At 34.5% G+C, this 17,055-nt stretch carries 14 protein-coding genes; all 14 read right to left on the reverse strand.

All coding sequences use genetic code 11. The features are described from left to right. Positions 1 to 2 precede the first annotated feature (2 nt). The 14 genes from carB to MUA37_RS08545 all read right to left on the reverse strand — a co-directional run bounded on the left by carB (position 3) and on the right by MUA37_RS08545 (position 17,055). On the reverse strand, positions 3 to 3,176 hold the full coding sequence (gene carB / locus MUA37_RS08480; protein WP_107377637.1) for a carbamoyl-phosphate synthase large subunit: 3,174 nt from the start codon (positions 3,174 to 3,176) through the stop codon (positions 3 to 5). Beyond that, positions 3,169 to 4,269: a carbamoyl phosphate synthase small subunit gene (locus MUA37_RS08485; protein ID WP_002510928.1), complete on the reverse strand. Its 1,101-nt coding sequence runs from the start codon at positions 4,267 to 4,269 to the stop codon at positions 3,169 to 3,171. Before MUA37_RS08485 ends, carB begins: the two co-directional genes overlap by 8 nt. Next, positions 4,269 to 5,543, reverse strand: coding sequence for a dihydroorotase (locus tag MUA37_RS08490; RefSeq protein ID WP_262624500.1), 1,275 nt, complete (start codon positions 5,541 to 5,543; stop codon positions 4,269 to 4,271). Before MUA37_RS08490 ends, MUA37_RS08485 begins: the two co-directional genes overlap by 1 nt. Beyond that, positions 5,530 to 6,441, reverse strand: a complete 912-nt coding sequence (locus MUA37_RS08495) for an aspartate carbamoyltransferase catalytic subunit (RefSeq protein WP_002510926.1) — start codon at positions 6,439 to 6,441, stop codon at positions 5,530 to 5,532. Before MUA37_RS08495 ends, MUA37_RS08490 begins: the two co-directional genes overlap by 14 nt. A 10-nt stretch (positions 6,442 to 6,451) precedes the next feature. Continuing rightward, positions 6,452 to 7,762, reverse strand: a complete 1,311-nt coding sequence (locus MUA37_RS08500) for a uracil-xanthine permease family protein (RefSeq protein WP_002510925.1) — start codon at positions 7,760 to 7,762, stop codon at positions 6,452 to 6,454. 193 nt (positions 7,763 to 7,955) lie between these two features. Then, positions 7,956 to 8,483 carry a bifunctional pyr operon transcriptional regulator/uracil phosphoribosyltransferase PyrR gene (gene pyrR / locus MUA37_RS08505; protein ID WP_002510924.1) on the reverse strand — a complete coding sequence of 176 codons (528 nt, stop codon included), beginning with the start codon at positions 8,481 to 8,483 and terminating at the stop codon, positions 7,956 to 7,958. A gap of 374 nt (positions 8,484 to 8,857) precedes the next feature. Next, entirely contained in the window at positions 8,858 to 9,775 is a 918-nt protein-coding gene (locus tag MUA37_RS08510; protein ID WP_021458920.1) for an RluA family pseudouridine synthase, read from the reverse strand. 16 nt (positions 9,776 to 9,791) lie between these two features. Further along, complete coding sequence (lspA, locus tag MUA37_RS08515) at positions 9,792 to 10,265, reverse strand: signal peptidase II (RefSeq protein WP_002510922.1); 474 nt, start codon at positions 10,263 to 10,265, stop codon at positions 9,792 to 9,794. A gap of 281 nt (positions 10,266 to 10,546) precedes the next feature. Next, positions 10,547 to 11,344: a VOC family protein gene (locus tag MUA37_RS08520; RefSeq protein WP_262624501.1), complete on the reverse strand. Its 798-nt coding sequence runs from the start codon at positions 11,342 to 11,344 to the stop codon at positions 10,547 to 10,549. A gap of 250 nt (positions 11,345 to 11,594) precedes the next feature. Then, entirely contained in the window at positions 11,595 to 14,345 is a 2,751-nt protein-coding gene (ileS, locus tag MUA37_RS08525; RefSeq protein ID WP_262624502.1) for an isoleucine--tRNA ligase, read from the reverse strand. 238 nt (positions 14,346 to 14,583) lie between these two features. Beyond that, positions 14,584 to 15,177, reverse strand: coding sequence for a DivIVA domain-containing protein (locus MUA37_RS08530; RefSeq protein ID WP_002510918.1), 594 nt, complete (start codon positions 15,175 to 15,177; stop codon positions 14,584 to 14,586). A gap of 104 nt (positions 15,178 to 15,281) precedes the next feature. Continuing rightward, a complete protein-coding gene (locus MUA37_RS08535) occupies positions 15,282 to 16,004 on the reverse strand; it encodes a YlmH family RNA-binding protein (RefSeq protein WP_107380034.1) in 723 nt (240 codons plus the stop codon). Between the two features lie 144 nt (positions 16,005 to 16,148). Then, positions 16,149 to 16,439: a YggT family protein gene (locus tag MUA37_RS08540; RefSeq protein ID WP_002510916.1), complete on the reverse strand. Its 291-nt coding sequence runs from the start codon at positions 16,437 to 16,439 to the stop codon at positions 16,149 to 16,151. 13 nt (positions 16,440 to 16,452) lie between these two features. Beyond that, positions 16,453 to 17,055: a cell division protein SepF gene (locus MUA37_RS08545; protein ID WP_021458925.1), complete on the reverse strand. Its 603-nt coding sequence runs from the start codon at positions 17,053 to 17,055 to the stop codon at positions 16,453 to 16,455.

Genomic DNA, 17,055 nt, shown 5'->3' on the forward strand with positions numbered 1-17,055 from the left:
ATTTACATGTTACTCATAGTAAATGTCATACTTTCTATTACGTTTGTTAGTGCACTTGCTGTATCTAAAGATGTGAGACATGGTACACCATTTTCAACTGTAGTTCTTCTAATTTGGAAACCATCTCTTTCCACTTCTTTTCCTTTAGTCATGGTATTAATGACAATTTGAACTTCTCCATTTTGGATACGCGTTAACAAATCACCTTCAGCACCAATTTTACCTACAATTTCAACGGGAATATGATGTTCCATTAATTTCTGTGCTGTACCTTCTGTAGCTAATATCTTATAACCCACTTCATTTAAACGTTGTGCTAACAACACAATTTCTTCTTTATCCTTATCACTGACAGTCATTAGTACAGTGCCATGATCTTTAACTTCCACTCCACTTGCTGTTAAACCTTTAAATAATGCTTTTTCTAAAGTTTGATCTTTACCCATTACTTCGCCAGTAGATTTCATTTCAGGCCCTAATGTAACATCGACATTTTTTAATTTATTGAAACTGAATACGGGTGCTTTAACAAAGACGCCTTCGGTATATGCTTGAATGCCTTCTTGGTAGCCTAATGATTTTAATTTTTCACCCATTATTGCTTTCATTGCGAGTTGTGCCATTTGGATATTTGTAATTTTGCTTAAAAACGGTACAGTACGACTAGAACGTGGGTTTACTTCAAGTACATATACACCGTCATGTGCAATTACAAATTGGATGTTGATGAGACCTACAATATTTAATCCTTTTGCTAATCTAATAGTATAATCTTCCAATGTATAAATCTCTGCTTGCGTTAATGTTTGTGGTGGATAAACTGCAATAGAATCACCAGAATGTACTCCCGCTCGTTCAATGTGTTCCATAATTCCAGGAATAATTACCGTTTCGCCATCGCTAATGGCGTCCACTTCAATTTCTTTACCTGTTAAATAACGGTCTACTAACACGGGATGATCAGGACTAGCTTTAACTGCTTGATTCATATAATTTTCTAGTTCTTCATCACTGTAAACAATTTCCATAGCTCTACCACCAAGTACATATGATGGTCGTACTACTACGGGATAACCAATTGTTTGAGCATTTGCAAGTGCCTCTTTTGGTGATGTTGCTGTTTTCCCTTGTGGTTGCGGTACATCAATTGTATGCAGTAATGCCTCAAACTCTTTTCTATCTTCAGCACGATTTAAATCACCTAACGTTGTTCCTAATATTTGCACACCATGTTTACTTAATTTGTCTGCAAGATTAATTGCTGTTTGTCCGCCAAATTGAACAACAACGCCTTTAGGTTGCTCTAAATCAATAATGCTCATAACATCTTCTTCAGTTAGTGGTTCGAAATACAACTTATCAGAAATTGAAAAGTCTGTAGAAACTGTCTCAGGGTTATTATTAACTATGATTGCTTCATAACCTGCATCTTGTATTGCCCACACTGCATGCACCGTTGCGTAATCGAATTCAACGCCTTGACCGATACGAATTGGTCCTGAACCAAGTACTAGGATTTTGTCTTTTTCTGTTACTGCTGATTCATTTTCTTGTTCATAAGTTCCGTAATAATAAGGCGTTGCTGACTCAAACTCAGCTGCACAAGTATCAACCATCTTGTACACCGGTGTTATACCATGTGCTTTTCTCAATTCATATACTTCTTGCTCAGTCATTTCAAAACGATGTGCTATAACACGGTCGCTGAAACCGTAATTTTTTGCAAATTTTAAATAATTGATATCACCTTTATGTGCTTTTAAATCGTGCTCGATATCGATAATATGTTGAAATTTATTTAAAAAGAAATAATCGATTTGTGTCATGTCATGAATTTCTTCTAATGTTGTTCCTCGACGTATAGCTTCACCAATAAAGAATAATCGTTCATCATCTTGGTCTTGAATACGATTTTTAATATAGTCTAAATCGTAAGTTTCGCCATTAGGTAATCCTAAATGATGGACACCATATTCTAATGAACGTATAGCTTTTAGTAATGACTCTTCATACGTTCGACCTATTGCCATAACTTCACCAGTGGCCTTCATTTGTGTGCCTAATATACGCTCACCTTTTTCAAATTTATCGAACGGGAAACGTGGGATTTTTGAAATAACATAATCCAGCGCTGGTTCGAATGCAGCATATGAAGTTCCAGTTATAGGGTTTAACATTTCATCAAGTGTTAAACCAATAGCAATTTTAGCTGCTAATTTTGCTATTGGATAACCAGTTGCCTTAGACGCAAGTGCAGACGAACGTGACACTCGAGGATTAACCTCGATAATGTAATAGGACATAGAATGTGGATCTAAAGCTAACTGCACATTACATCCACCTTCAATGCCCAATGCACGTATTACTTTTAAGGATACATCGCGTAACATTTGATACTCGATATCTGATAATGTTTGACTCGGCGCTACCACAACTGAATCTCCAGTATGAATACCTACAGGGTCAATGTTTTCCATATTACACACAACAATTGCATTATCATTTTTGTCACGCATAACTTCATACTCGATTTCTTTAAATCCTGCGATAGATTTTTCAATCAAACATTGTGTAGCTGGACTGTAATGTAGGCCGTTAGAGACTATTTCTTGTAAGTCTTCATCGTTGTAACAAATACCGCCACCAGTACCGCCCATAGTGAACGCAGGTCTTACTATTAATGGATATCCAACACGCTCTTTAAATTCGAATGCTTGTTCAACTGTATTGACAATGTCACTTTCTGGTACTGGTACATCCAAATCGTTCATTAATGTTCTGAATAACTCTCTATCTTCTGCTTGTTGAATAGAGTCCAATTCTGTACCAAGTAATTGCACATTATTTGTAGCGAGTACACCACTATTATGTAATTGTATTGCCATATTTAAGCCTGTTTGACCACCAAGTGTTGGTAATAATGCATCTGGTTGTTCTTTTCGTATTATTCGTGCAATAAAATCGTGCGTTAGTGGTTCAATATAGACTTTGTCAGCAATTTCTTTATCAGTCATGATTGTTGCAGGGTTTGAGTTTACTAAAATGACTTTGTAGCCTTCTTCTTTTAAAGCTAAACAAGCCTGTGTTCCAGCATAATCAAATTCTGCAGCTTGACCAATTATTATAGGTCCAGATCCGATTACTAATATTGTTTTTATATCATTACGTTTAGGCATTGGCAATTGACTCCTTTGTATTAAAGTTGTTCATCATCTCAATAAATTCATCAAATAAGTAATTAGAATCAGAAGGACCAGGGCATGCTTCTGGATGGTATTGAACAGAAAAAGCCGGTAAAAATTTATGTCTCAATCCTTCAACTGTTCCGTCATTGATAGCTATATGCGTTACTTCTAAATCAGTGTTTTGTAGCGAATCTTTATCTATCGCATAACCATGGTTTTGACTAGTTAAAGCTATTTTATTAGTTTTCAAGTCTTTAACTGGGTGGTTTGCACCACGGTGACCAAATTTCATTTTAAATGATTGTGCACCTTGAGAAAGGGCAAATAGTTGATGGCCTAAACATATACCGAAAAATGGAATTTGTCCTAAGATACCTTTAATCATTGTTACTGCTTCTTTGACCGCTTCTGGATCACCTGGACCATTGGATAACATTACGCCATCTGGCTCCATTCTTATAATTTCATCAGCTGTAGTATTATGTGGTACGACCGTCACATTACAACCTCGGGCATTCAGTTCACGCACGATATTTTCTTTTTTTCCAAAGTCTACTAATACTACACTATATTTATATCCAGTTGAAATATATGATGTTTTTGTAGAGACAGTTTCTACTTCATTGTGTGGTAACACATATGTTTTTAACTTATCTACGATTTGAGTAATTTCTTCTTTATTGTCAGTAAAAGCTGCTTTCAAAACACCATGTTGTCTAATTTTACGTGTAATACTGCGCGTATCTACACCTGAAATACCTGGTATATCATATTCATCGAGCACTTCATGCAACGTTTTTTTCATTCTAAAATTACTTGGTTTGGCACTTGCTTCCTTCACCACTACACCATTAAGCGTGGGAATTAATGATTCAAAATCATCTCTGTTAATACCATAATTACCAATTAACGGGTACGTAAATGTAATGATTTGTCCAGTATATGACGGGTCTGAAATAGTTTCTTGATAGCCTGTCATTGCTGTATTAAATACAATTTCTCCAATTGTAAGTTGATCTGAACCTAATTGATACCCTTCATAATATGATCCATCTTCTAATACGAGATAACGCGTTTTTAACATTACATTTCCTCCTTAAATTTCACTTCACCTTCGACCATTGTTAGTACTGGATTACCATATACTTTGTAACCTAAGAATGGTGTATTAAACGCCTTAGAATGGAAATCTTCAGCTTTAATTTCACGTTCAGTATCTAAATTGATAATCGTCAAATCTGCCAAGCTACCTACTTCCAACTTACCATAAGGTAAATCAAACGTTTGTGCCGGTTTTATCGTTAAATAATCTACAAGTTGTTGTAATGTCCAACTGCCATTTTTTACAAAATGCGTATATAACAGTGGGAATGCTGTTTCACTACCTACAATACCGAATGGTGCCTTAGTCATAGGTTGTGCTTTTTCTTCTGCAGCATGTGGTGCGTGATCAGTAGCAATACAGTCAATCGTTCCATCTACTAAGCCTTCGAGTAATGCCGCTCGATCTTCTTGACTTCTTAATGGAGGATTCATTTTGAAAATTGCGTCGTCACCAGGTACGTCGTCTTCAGTTAACAACAAATGATGCGGTGTTACTTCTGCTGTCACATGAATACCAGCTTGTTTAGCATCTCTAATTGCACGAACACTCTCTTTAGTAGATACGTGACAAACATGATAATGTGCATTAGCTGCTTCCGCTAGTAATACATCTCTAACAATTTGAACTGCTTCACAAATATTGGGAATGCCTGGTATTCCTAATGCTTCACTACGTTTACCTTCATGCATAGCCCCTCCATAAATTAGACTGTTATCCTCACAATGTGCTACAACTGGTTTATTGACTTTTGCAGCTTGTTGCATAGCTTCATACATCATACTTGCTTCTTGTACTCCAACACCATCATCTGTAAAAGCAAATGCATTGTGCTCTGCTAACGCAGCAAAATCAACATGCTTTTTACCAGCTTGACGTTCAGTAATAGCTGCGTAAGGTAGCACCCGCACTTGTGCGTTATTTGCAATTAATTGATTTAAACGCTCTATATTGTCGACAGAGTCTGGTACTGGTCGTGTATTCGGCATAGGGCAAACTGTTGTAAAGCCACCTCGTGCAGCTGCTTTTGTTCCTGTTTCTATAGTTTCCTTATGCTCACCACCTGGCTCTCTTAAATGAACATGCACATCAATTAAACCCGGTGCTATGAACTGACCTTGTGCGTCAATAACTTCTACTGTTGAATCTACACTAATATCCGTGCCAATATCTTTAATATATTTTCCCTCTATCAAAATCGATGCTACTGATAATTCACCATCTCGTAATATTTGTGCGTTTTTAATTAATTGCATTTGTTTGTTCCCCTTTCGTTTGTAAAATATAATCTATGACAGCCATTCTTAAATACATACCATTTTCCATTTGTCTAAATATTCTGGATTTTGATGCTTCTACTAGGTTACTATCAATTTCTACACCTCTATTGACCGGTGCTGGGTGCATTACTATAGCATGTGCTTGCAATTGATCATATCTTGCTTGTGTTAAACCATATTCTTCATGATAACTGTTTGTTTCAAAAGTATTAACATCACCATTATCATGACGTTCATGCTGAACTCTTAACAGCATAACAATGTCGATTTGGTCTATAACTTCATCTATATCTACATATGGTGCATCTAATGTTTCATCACGCCATGCTTCAGGACTGGAGAACATTACGTTGGCTCCTAAAGCTTTCAAACTAAAATAATTACTTTTGGCGACACGTGAATTTTTGATATCGCCACAAATTAAAACATTCATACCTTCAAAAGAACTATATTCTTCATAAATTGTCATCAAATCTAGCAAACTTTGTGTTGGATGCTGACCACTACCATCGCCTGCATTGATAATTGGCACGTTAATATTTTTCAATTCTTCATAGTATTCATTTTGGAAATGTCGAATAATTAATAAGTTCACACCAATGCTTTCAAGTGTTTTACATGTGTCATATAACGACTCGCCCTTTTGAATCGAAGAAGTTGATGTTTCAAAATCTATTAATTTTAAACCGAGTTGTTGCTCAGCCACAAGAAAACTACTTTTTGTTCTAGTTGAGTTTTCAAAAAATAAATTAGCAACATATTTATTATCAAATTGTGTGGTTTGAATTCCTTGTTCTTTATATTCAATTGCCTTTTGTATTAATGTATTTATTTCAGCTGTAGTTAAATGTTCCATAGATAATAGATGATTCATGATTAGCCTCCTAGTCTTTAACTGCCTTCGTTGATTTAGGTAAAATTACGTTGAGTATAATGCCTGCTAATGCCGCTAATGCCATGCCTTCTATTTGCAAGTTAATACCTGTACTTTTTAAATCCAGCATTAAATTACCAATGCCAATTACTAGTATCACAGATGCGATAACTAAATTACGATTTTGTGCAAAGTCGATTTCACTTTCTACTAACATTCTCAAGCCACTTGATGCGATGATTCCAAACAAGAGTATGGAAACACCACCCATAACTGGTGTCGGTATTGATGAAATAATTGCTGTAAATTTACCTACAAAACCTAGTACTATTGCAATAACTGCTGCACCACCAATAACATAAATGCTATAAATTTTTGTTATTGCCAGTACTCCAATGTTCTCACCATATGTTGTACTTGGTGGCCCGCCAATAATACTAGCAAACATTGTCGATACACCGTCGCCGATAATTGATTTATCTAAGCCAGGATCTTTAAAGAAGTTTTTACCTACAATTTTATTAATTACCATTTGATGGCCAATATGTTCACTCACAGTGACAAAGACAATCGGTATCATAATAAGGATTAAGCCTAAGTGAAATGTAGGTGTATAATCTTTGAATGGTAAATAAATATCAGGAATCGCAAACCACTTTGCTTGCGCAATGGGTGCAAAATTAACAATTCCCATAAATGCCGCTACTACATAACCAGTCACAATTCCTATTAAGACAGGAATGAGTGATAAAAAGCCTTTGAAATAACCTTGGACCACGACGGTAACTACAAGCGTAATCATTGCTACTATTAAATAATTTAAGTTATAGCCCTCCATAGCATTCGAATTTTCAAACATCGCCATATTTACTGCTGTAGGAGCTAAACTTAATCCAATGACCATAATTACAGGACCAACTACTACAGGTGGGAGCAAATTCATTAACCAGTTGGTACCACTGATTTTGATAAATAGGCCTATAATGACGTACATTACCCCACTCATGAACAAAGCAACTAACATGTCTCCTAAATTGTGTGCTTTTAAACCCGAAATGATTGGAGTAATAAAAGCAAAACTAGATCCTAAATAAGCCGGGATCTTTGCTTGTGTTATTAAGATATATAATAATGTGCCAACTCCTGAAGCAATTAACGCTGCTGATATTGGCAATCCGGTTAAGAACGGGACAAGTACTGTTGCTCCAAACATTGCAAAGAGGTGCTGTGTACTTAAAAACGCCCACTTTCCTAATTTTGGCCTATCTCGTACATCTAACACTGGTTTAGCTGTACGTTCAAACATCATGTCATTTTCCATTTTTAATTCGCTTCCCTTCAAAAAAACTCTTTACATGAATTCATGTAAAGAGACGTCAAAGGTATACAAAGTAATTTAAATAGCGTTTAACTGCCAACAGTTATACCTATACTAAATTTTGTTTGTATCAAGTGAGCCGCAACTTAATCGCGACTCACTTCCTTTTCCAGTCTCTCGTACTGAATTAAAAGGTCTATTTAATTATTACTGCATTTTGCTCATCGATTTCATCTACAAATACTTCTACATCTTCATGACGTGCAGTAGGTATATTCTTGCCAACAAAATCTGCTCTTATTGGCAGTTCACGATGTCCTCGATCAACTAAGGTTGCTAGACCAATTTTTTTAGGTCGAGCATGTTTAAGTACTGCGTCTAATGATGCTCTCACAGTTCGGCCTGTGTATAATACATCATCAATTATAATTACTACTTTATTCGTAATATCCACGTCAATTTCATATGACTTTTCAGTCATAGTCGTTGAAACTTGTTCTAAGTCATCTCGAAATTGCGTAATATCAATTGTACCAGTGGGAACTTGTATATTTTCAATTGAGTTAATTTTTTGTTGTATGCGGTTTGCTAAAAAAGCACCACGTGTTTTAATTCCAAGTAATATTAGATTATCTGTGCCTTTATTGTATTCTAATATTTCATGTGCAATTCGTGTTACTGTTCTTTGTATCGCAGCCTCATCCATAATAACTCGTTCTGCCATGTTATATACTCGCCTCCTCGTGTTTTCAAAAATAACTAGCGCTTCAATGATACAAAAAAACCTCACATCTTCATTGAAGACATGAGGTTTAGATATACAGTCTGACACGCGAACGCTGGACGGCTTACCCGCCGGTAGCTCTTTCTTCACGTAGTCCACTACAAAAGTATGATAACTCCTGTAATATATAGAATATTATGCTCTATTCCAACTATATTTTCATATCTTCGAAGCCTCTCTGGACTTTCAATTAAAGATGAACGTTTTCTTTTTCAACTGTCATTAGTTTAACCCACTAGTTATTTTAAGTCAAGCGACTATATTAGAATTCTAATTATTCAAGTTAATTTTCACGCTGTAGATACTACTGTTAATTAAGATTCTACTTCTTCTAATTCAGTTAAAATTTCATTAAAATATTGTGGCAATGGTGCTTCTTGCTCAATGTATTCTTTTGTTATCGGATGCTCAAAACCAATAACTCCAGCGTGTAATGCTTGTCCACCAATATCCATCGTTTTTCTAGGACCGTATTTAGTGTCGCCAACAAGCGGGAAACCAATATATTTCATATGCACACGTATTTGATGTGTACGTCCTGTTTCCAATTGACATTCTACTAAAGTATAATTTTTAAAATGCTTTTTGACATTGAAATGTGTGACCGCTTCTTTTCCGTCGTCTACAACATCCATTGCTTGACGATCATTTTTATTACGACCAATTGGTGCATCTACAGTACCGTAATCATGTGGAATATTGCCATGTACTAAAGCTGTATATTTACGTGTCACTGATTTATCTACGAGTTGGTCTACTAAGCCTCGATGAGCAATATCATTTTTAGCGACCATTAATAAACCAGATGTATCTTTATCTATTCGGTGAACAATTCCAGGACGAACCTCGCCATTGATACCTGATAAATTTTTCATCTGATACATCAACCCATTTACTAGAGTTCCTGTATAATGACCAGCTGAAGGATGCACTACCATACCTTTAGGTTTATAGACTATCGCAACATCATCATCTTCATAATAAATATCTAAGTCTAAATTTTCTGGTTGTATGTCTGCCTCTACGACTTCTTTTTCAGTTACTTCAATTGTATCATTCATCTTCACTTTATAATTTGATTTAACCTCTTTACCATTAACACTAATAAGCCCATCCTTAATCCAATCTTGCATTTGTGTGCGTGACCAATCAGCATTAAATTCAGGTAATACTTTATCTATACGTTGCCCGGCTGATGCTGGACTATCTATAACAAATTCATGTCTATCCATATTAATAATACTCCTATCATTCCTTATTTATATCTGTTAATAGAGCTATAATAATCAAAATAACTCCTATTGTTAAACTAGAATCGGCCACGTTAAAAATTGGAAAATCATACCCTAAAATATAAGTATCTATAAAATCTACCACTTCTCCATGTAGCACACGATCAATAAAATTCCCTAAAGCGCCAGCAAATAATAAACTTAGTGCAAGTTGCATAAACAAATTATGTTTGGCTTCTCGTATATAGAACACTATCAACACAACTAAAATAATAACTGTAACAACATAGAAAAAGCCCATTTTCCCACTTAAAATGCCCCAAGCTGCACCGTCATTACGATGTGAAGTAATATTTAAAAATCCTGGCAATACTTCTACTGAATCACCTATCTTCATTGAAGTGGCAATAATATACTTCGTTAACTGATCAATAATAATTATTAAAAAAGTAACTGTTAACGATAATCCAACATAATACTGACGTTTCATGATCGTTCCTCCTATTTCACCTTGCTGTACAACATCTTTCATTATAGCTTACTCGTTAGTATAAAAAAAGTTCGAGTTGTCACAACACAATTAATTATTTTTCGAAAATCTACTTATGTAGATGTTGTAAAATGATAAGTATTGCTAAAACACATTTTACATAGCTAGTGTGAACCAACTAATTAACAGTTGCTAACTATACTACATGACCATATTTTCATTCTGATATTCTTAAATAACACTAAAGTGAAACACAGTATCAACAGCTCATTTTCATGTTGTCATTTTACCTTTAGCTGATTAAACCTGTACAATATCCCATCAGGACCTTGTAATTGCTTATGAGTTGTTTGAGGATTATGCATATCAATACACGCTAAACCATATGTTTGCTCATTGTTCATACGTTTAATATGAGAATTCCAATTATTTAATACTAAATGTTGTTGCTGATTACTATTTTCAAAATATAAAGCGTCTTCTGTTTCTCTAATCATTGCGCTCATACCAAAACAATCTTTATAATATTGCTTAACAGCATTTATACCTATAGTTTTGATATTAACATAGCCAATTTTAGCTAAATCTGGTATATGTTGCCACTGTTCCTGTGAAACATGTGTCATAAGTTGTGAAACATCAATTGGCTGGATGCCATGGTTATGTTCTTTTTCATTGGTACTAATTGGCTTAATATTTTGATTTGCAACATAAAACTCTAACCCGTTATGTTCAGGGTCTTCTATATATAAGGAAGTTGCAAATCTATGCTCTCCACCATTCATTGGAATATGATATTGATTTAGCTGTACTAGTAAATCCGCAAGTTCACTATATGAGGACAGTTCAATGGCTAAATGAAATAAACCTGCTTCTGATTGCAAAGGTTCTCTACCTGCTGCAAGTTGTTTAAATATAATAAAATGATTGTGTTGGCCTATCTCATAACGTACTTCAGTATATGATTCATTTACTATATTTAAGCCCAGAACTTCTCCATAAAACCATTTCATCAAAGCCTTATCTCGAACATTTAAAGTAATGCCATTAATAAAATGGTCTTTTACGTTTTCAGACATATGAAACACCTTTCTACAAATCTATTTCATTAATTATACTTTATTCATTTATAATGACAAAATAAAAAAACTGGGGACGCTATAGAAACCAAATAACAATCATTTGATTTCATATACGCGTCCCCATTAACATTGATTGCATTGTTCACAGTGCAAAATACCAACATATTGTGCACCTAAACAATCACTTTCGTCGTTATATATGTTACATAAGCTATTTATCAGTCATTCATTTTTAGTTTGTACAGTTTTAAATTAAAGTTTTCACAACTTCTTGACAACGTGGACAGAGATTTTCTAATTCTCCTACGTTACCTAATTCTGTACTATAATTCCAACAACGTTCACATTTTTCACCTTCAGCATGTTCGATGCGAATATCACCGTAAGGGTATGATGTACCGTTGTCAACTTCGTCTACTACTTCTGCTTGAGAAGTAATAAACAATTGTTCAAGATCCGTAAATTGATTTAGGAATGAAGTCACATCAAACTGGGCATTATTACCAATAATAACTTTAGCCTCTAACGATTTACCAATAACTTTGTCATTTCGTGCCACTTCTAACGCACGGTTCACATCATCGCGTAATTTCATAAAAGTATTCCATTTTTCTAATATTTCATGGTTTACTTCTACTACTTCAGGCATACGCGTTAAATGTACGCTTTCTTCTTTAACGTGAGGAATATGTGACCATACTTCTTCAGCTGTATGCGCTAAAATTGGTGCTAACAATTTCGTCATGTCGACAATAATTTGATATAGCACTGTTTGCATACTACGACGTTTATGTGCATCTTGAGCTTCAATATATAAAATATCTTTACCATAATCTAAATAGAAGTTACTTAGTTCAACGTTGATAAAGTTTTGTACTTCTTGATAGATATCTAGATAATCAAAGTTGTCATAATGCTCAATTTTACTAGCTGTAAATTCACGTAAACGGTTGAGTAAATACTGATCAATTTCTAATAATTCTGTTTCTGGTAATGCATCCGTTTCAGGATTAAAATCATTCACATTACCTAACATAAATCTTAGCGTATTTCTAATTTTACGATAAACGTCAGAAGTTTGTTTTAAAATTTCATCAGAAATACGAACGTCTGCCAAGTAATCAACACTACTTACCCATAAACGAGCAATATCCGCGCCTTTTTGTTTTACAATTTGATCTGGCACTATCGTATTTCCTAATGATTTACTCATTTTTTTACCTTCACCATCCATAACGAATCCATGGGATAGCAACATTTTGTATGGTGATTGTGCTCTTGTAGCAACTGCTGTAGTGATTGATGAATTAAACCAACCACGATATTGGTCACTACCTTCAAGATATAAATCTGCCGGGAATGATAGTTCTGGTCTAGCTTCTAATACGCCACGATGTGAAGAACCAGAATCAAACCACACATCCATAATATCCGTTTCTTTAGTAAATGTGCCATTAGGGCTACCTTCATGTGTAAAACCTTCTGGAAGTAAATCTTTAGCTTCACGCTCAAACCATACATTTGAACCATATTGTTCTACTAAATCAGCCACATGATTAACTGTCTCTGTTGTGATTACAGGTTCGCCATTTTCTGCATAAAATACAGGTAATGGTACACCCCAAACACGTTGACGTGATATTACCCATTCACCACGATCACGAATCATATTGTAAATTCTTGTTTTACCCCAATCAACTTTGAAGTGTGTATCTTCAACAGCTGCCAAAATGTCTGAGCGCACTTTATCAATAGATGCAAACCACTGAGGCGTAGCACGGAAAATAACTGGTTTCTTCGTACGCCAGTCATGTGGATAACTATGAGTGATAAATTCTAATTTTAATAATGCATGCTTCTCTTTCAATAGATCTGTAATTTCTTTGTTAGCTTTATCATAAAATAAGCCTTCAAATTGTCCAGCTTCTTCAGTGAAAACACCTTTATCATTAACTGGGCTAATAACAGGTAGATTATATTTTTGTCCGACAATATAGTCATCTTCACCGTGACCAGGTGCTGTATGAACACATCCTGTACCAGCATCTGTTGTAACATGCGTACCATTAATTACTACAGAAGTGCGATCCATAAATGGATGTTGTGCTTCAACATATTCTAATTCAGAACCTCTAAACTCTTTTTCTAACTCAATCTCATTTTCATCCCACTCAAGTTGGTTCACAACGTCTGAGATTAAATCTTTCCCAACAATGTACTTCTCACCATTAACTTTATATTGAGCATAAGTTAAATCAGGATGCACTGTAATTGCAACATTTGAAGGCAATGTCCATGGTGTAGTTGTCCAAATAATAAATTTTGCATCATTATCTACAATGCCTTTACCATCTTTCACATCAAACGCTACATATATAGAAGCTGAACGTTTATCATGATATTCAATTTCGGCTTCTGCTAATGATGACTCACTTGAAGGTGACCAATAAACAGGTTTTTTACCTTTATAAATTAGTCCTTTATCTGCCATTTCACCGAATAAACGTAACTGAGCAGCTTCATATTCTGGTTTTAAAGTAATATATGGATTATTAAAGTCACCTTTAACACCAAGACGTTTAAAGTCTTTTTTCTGTAATTCAATTTGTTCTAATGCGAATGCTTCACATTTTTTTCTGAAGTCAGAAATAGACATTTCTTTACGTTTAACACCTTTTTTCGCAAGTGCTTGTTCAATAGGTAAACCATGAGTATCCCATCCTGGCACATATGGTGTATAGAAACCTTGCATTGTTTTATATCTAGTAATGATATCCTTTAAAATTTTATTTAATGCATGGCCCATATGCAAGCTACCATTAGCGTACGGTGGTCCATCATGTAGAATGTATGAAGGATTTCCTTCATTTTGTTGTAATGCTTTTTGGTATATATTTTGTTGATCCCATTGCTCTTGAATTTTCGGCTCTTTATTCGGCAAACCGCCACGCATTGGAAAAGCCGTTTTAGGCATCAATAATGTTTCTTTATAATCCATTTTCTTCACTCCTCATATTCACTTTAAATTTTAGAACTAAAAAAGAACTCTAAGTTCAATTAACAGGGACGATTTAACCGCGTTACCACCCTGATTAACTCAACTTAGAGTTCTCTCGTTATAATTATGAAACTGTGCCATATAGTGATATAAACAACCGGTATATATTAGGCTCACACTATCCCTAATTCGCTGTGATATACGTATGGTTATTTACGCGTCTATATAGTATTTGTAATTATTTAGATTCACTATCTGATGATTGATTATTGTTATCTTGTGCCGCTTTTTGAGCTTTTTCAGCTTCTGTTAAATCATTATCATGCAAATGGTTAATATTTTCTTCTGTAACTTGTTCTGAATCCAAATCGTAGTTTAATAAATAGTCCCAATCTTCATTTTTTAATAAATCCAATTGCGCTTCAACTAGCATACGGAAACGAGATCTAAATATTTTAGATTGTCTCTTCATATCTTCTGTTTGGAATGACAAACGACGCGCCTTTTCAATAGCATCATTAACAATTTGATTTGCTTGTCCTTGTGCTTTTGATATTGTTGCTTCTGCTTCTTTCGTAGCTGCTGCTTTTGTTTCTTCACCAGCATGTTGTGCTTGCACTAAAGCGTCACTTACAGATTGATGTACTTCTTTATAAGAATTAATATTAGTTTCTTTATCATCGATGACTTTTTCTAATTGTTGTTTATCTTCTTTTAATCGTTCTATTTCATTACTTAATTGTTCTAAATAACTTTCAACTTCAGTAGGTTCTAAACCATTTTTCACACGTGTAAATGTTTTATTTTTAATTTCATTTGGTGTAAAAGGCATGGGATATCCTCCTTCTATATTACACTATTTTAGTTAATTCAAAAATATGTGTCTACCATTTCTTTCAATACTTTATTGTGTTTTTAAGACACTTTTATTATACATTATTTAAAAAGAGTTTTGTAACTGATGCGTACTTTATCTTTTTTTGTTTTGCCGCCGATTTCGACAACGACCGCTCTGCCATATCCTTGAATTGATAGTAAATCTTCTTGTGCTAATTGAAAATCACTAGCATCAATTATAGTATGATTCACTTTGACTCTCTTCTTATCAATAAGTTGTTTGGCTATAGTTCTAGATTTACGAATCATTTCTTTAAGTACGACATCCAATCGTAAACCACTCACCGTTGTTTCAAAATATTTCCATTGCTCATTAGATTGTATCATATTTGTCAGTGGAATAGTATTAAGTTTTACTGTAGCACCTTTGATACGCGTAAGTTCTAATATAATATAAGATTCTAGTTGTTTTGTCAAAACAAACTGTATACGCTCATTGACAATGATATCACCTAATTGTTCACGTTCTATTCCCAATGACATTATAGTGCCTAAGATGTGTTGATGTTGTAACGTTACAAACTTTTGCGGGTAGTCAATCTCGATTAGCACAATATCAAAATCGTCTGAATTAGGTTCAAAATAAGTAGGTGCAATAATGGCACGTTGTCTTTCTGCTTGATTGCCACCATAAAAATGAACATCTAAATCTTCAAAGCTTCCCACGATGACTTTTAAAATATACTGCCCTCTCGGATCTAAGAAATGTGTTAATACAGGCGCATATTGTTCGTTTGCTTGTTGGCATTTATCGAGTAACATATCGATAATTGCCCGTTCCTCTTGTCGAAAATGTTGATAAATATCTATTTTAGTTCACCCCTAACAACGATATAAAGCACCTAACGTCTTAAACGACAGGTGCTTTAACATTACTAAATATCTAATATGTACTTCGTTTGAACGTTAAGCCAAATTACTAATGATTAAGTTAAATATATTGGCTAAACCTCTTTGAAATAGTACAAGTGCTATAATAGCTACAATTGATGAAATATCAATAAAACCGATTGGTGGGATGATTTTCCTAAAAGGCTCTAAAAATGGTTCGTATATTTTTGATAAAAATTGGCCAAATTTATTTTCTCTAGCATTAGGAATCCATGACATAAAGAAATAGACAATCATTCCGTAATAATATATTTGTACTACGATTAATATAAAATTAAAAATAGTAGCTAAAAGTCCAATATCCATAATTTTCTAACCTCTATTCACCTTGTTCCATATTTTCAATATGGTCCGTAATACTACCAGCTACTTCTACATTATCTGGTGTACATAAAAAGATGTCTGAGCCGACACGTTGAATGTCTCCACCAATTGCATATACCGTACCACTTAAGAAATCGATGATACGTTTTGCAGACACCTTATCAATACGTTGTAAATTCACAAGAGTAGCTCGGCGATTTTTAAGTTCATCAGCTATATCTTGAGTGTCTGAAAAAACACGTGGCTCAAATAAACACATTTTTGAACTTTCTTGTAAATAATTGTGATTACCTTGGTCTTGATTCATATTAACAACATTCCTTGTATTGTTTTTCGGTGAATTGTGGTTCACTTGATATTTACGTTCATTTGACCCATTTTGCTGTCTTGAAGATTGTTTTTTAGGCACTGATTGAATTGCACGTGCGCTTTCTGTATTGTCATATTTAGGTTGTTGTGCTTGTTCATTAAAGTTAGTCTGAGCCTGTGCTTGCTTTTGTTGTCGTTGATTCTCGTTTTCTTCTACTGGTGGCGCCTCTAATTCTTCATCCTCTTCTTCAACTACGAAAAATCCGTTAAATAAGTCCTTTAAAGCCAT

It is taken from the genome of Staphylococcus arlettae (assembly GCF_025560845.1).
Lineage (GTDB): Bacteria > Bacillota > Bacilli > Staphylococcales > Staphylococcaceae > Staphylococcus > Staphylococcus arlettae.

What these genes read in the sequence shown, in the direction of transcription:
- MUA37_RS08510 (WP_021458920.1), bottom strand. Translation starts at nt 9,775, where the DNA reads ATGGATAGACATGAATTTGTTATAGATAGTCCAGCATCAGCCGGGCAA.
- carB (WP_107377637.1), bottom strand. Translation starts at nt 3,176, where the DNA reads ATGCCTAAACGTAATGATATAAAAACAATATTAGTAATCGGATCTGGA.
- lspA (WP_002510922.1), bottom strand. Translation starts at nt 10,265, where the DNA reads ATGAAACGTCAGTATTATGTTGGATTATCGTTAACAGTTACTTTTTTA.
- MUA37_RS08530 (WP_002510918.1), bottom strand. Translation starts at nt 15,177, where the DNA reads ATGCCTTTTACACCAAATGAAATTAAAAATAAAACATTTACACGTGTG.
- MUA37_RS08490 (WP_262624500.1), bottom strand. Translation starts at nt 5,543, where the DNA reads ATGCAATTAATTAAAAACGCACAAATATTACGAGATGGTGAATTATCA.
- MUA37_RS08535 (WP_107380034.1), bottom strand. Translation starts at nt 16,004, where the DNA reads ATGTTACTCGATAAATGCCAACAAGCAAACGAACAATATGCGCCTGTA.
- pyrR (WP_002510924.1), bottom strand. Translation starts at nt 8,483, where the DNA reads ATGGCAGAACGAGTTATTATGGATGAGGCTGCGATACAAAGAACAGTA.
- MUA37_RS08485 (WP_002510928.1), bottom strand. Translation starts at nt 4,269, where the DNA reads ATGTTAAAAACGCGTTATCTCGTATTAGAAGATGGATCATATTATGAA.
- MUA37_RS08520 (WP_262624501.1), bottom strand. Translation starts at nt 11,344, where the DNA reads ATGTCTGAAAACGTAAAAGACCATTTTATTAATGGCATTACTTTAAAT.
- MUA37_RS08540 (WP_002510916.1), bottom strand. Translation starts at nt 16,439, where the DNA reads ATGGATATTGGACTTTTAGCTACTATTTTTAATTTTATATTAATCGTA.
- MUA37_RS08495 (WP_002510926.1), bottom strand. Translation starts at nt 6,441, where the DNA reads ATGAATCATCTATTATCTATGGAACATTTAACTACAGCTGAAATAAAT.
- ileS (WP_262624502.1), bottom strand. Translation starts at nt 14,345, where the DNA reads ATGGATTATAAAGAAACATTATTGATGCCTAAAACGGCTTTTCCAATG.
- MUA37_RS08545 (WP_021458925.1), bottom strand. Translation starts at nt 17,055, where the DNA reads ATGGCTTTAAAGGACTTATTTAACGGATTTTTCGTAGTTGAAGAAGAG.
- MUA37_RS08500 (WP_002510925.1), bottom strand. Translation starts at nt 7,762, where the DNA reads ATGGAAAATGACATGATGTTTGAACGTACAGCTAAACCAGTGTTAGAT.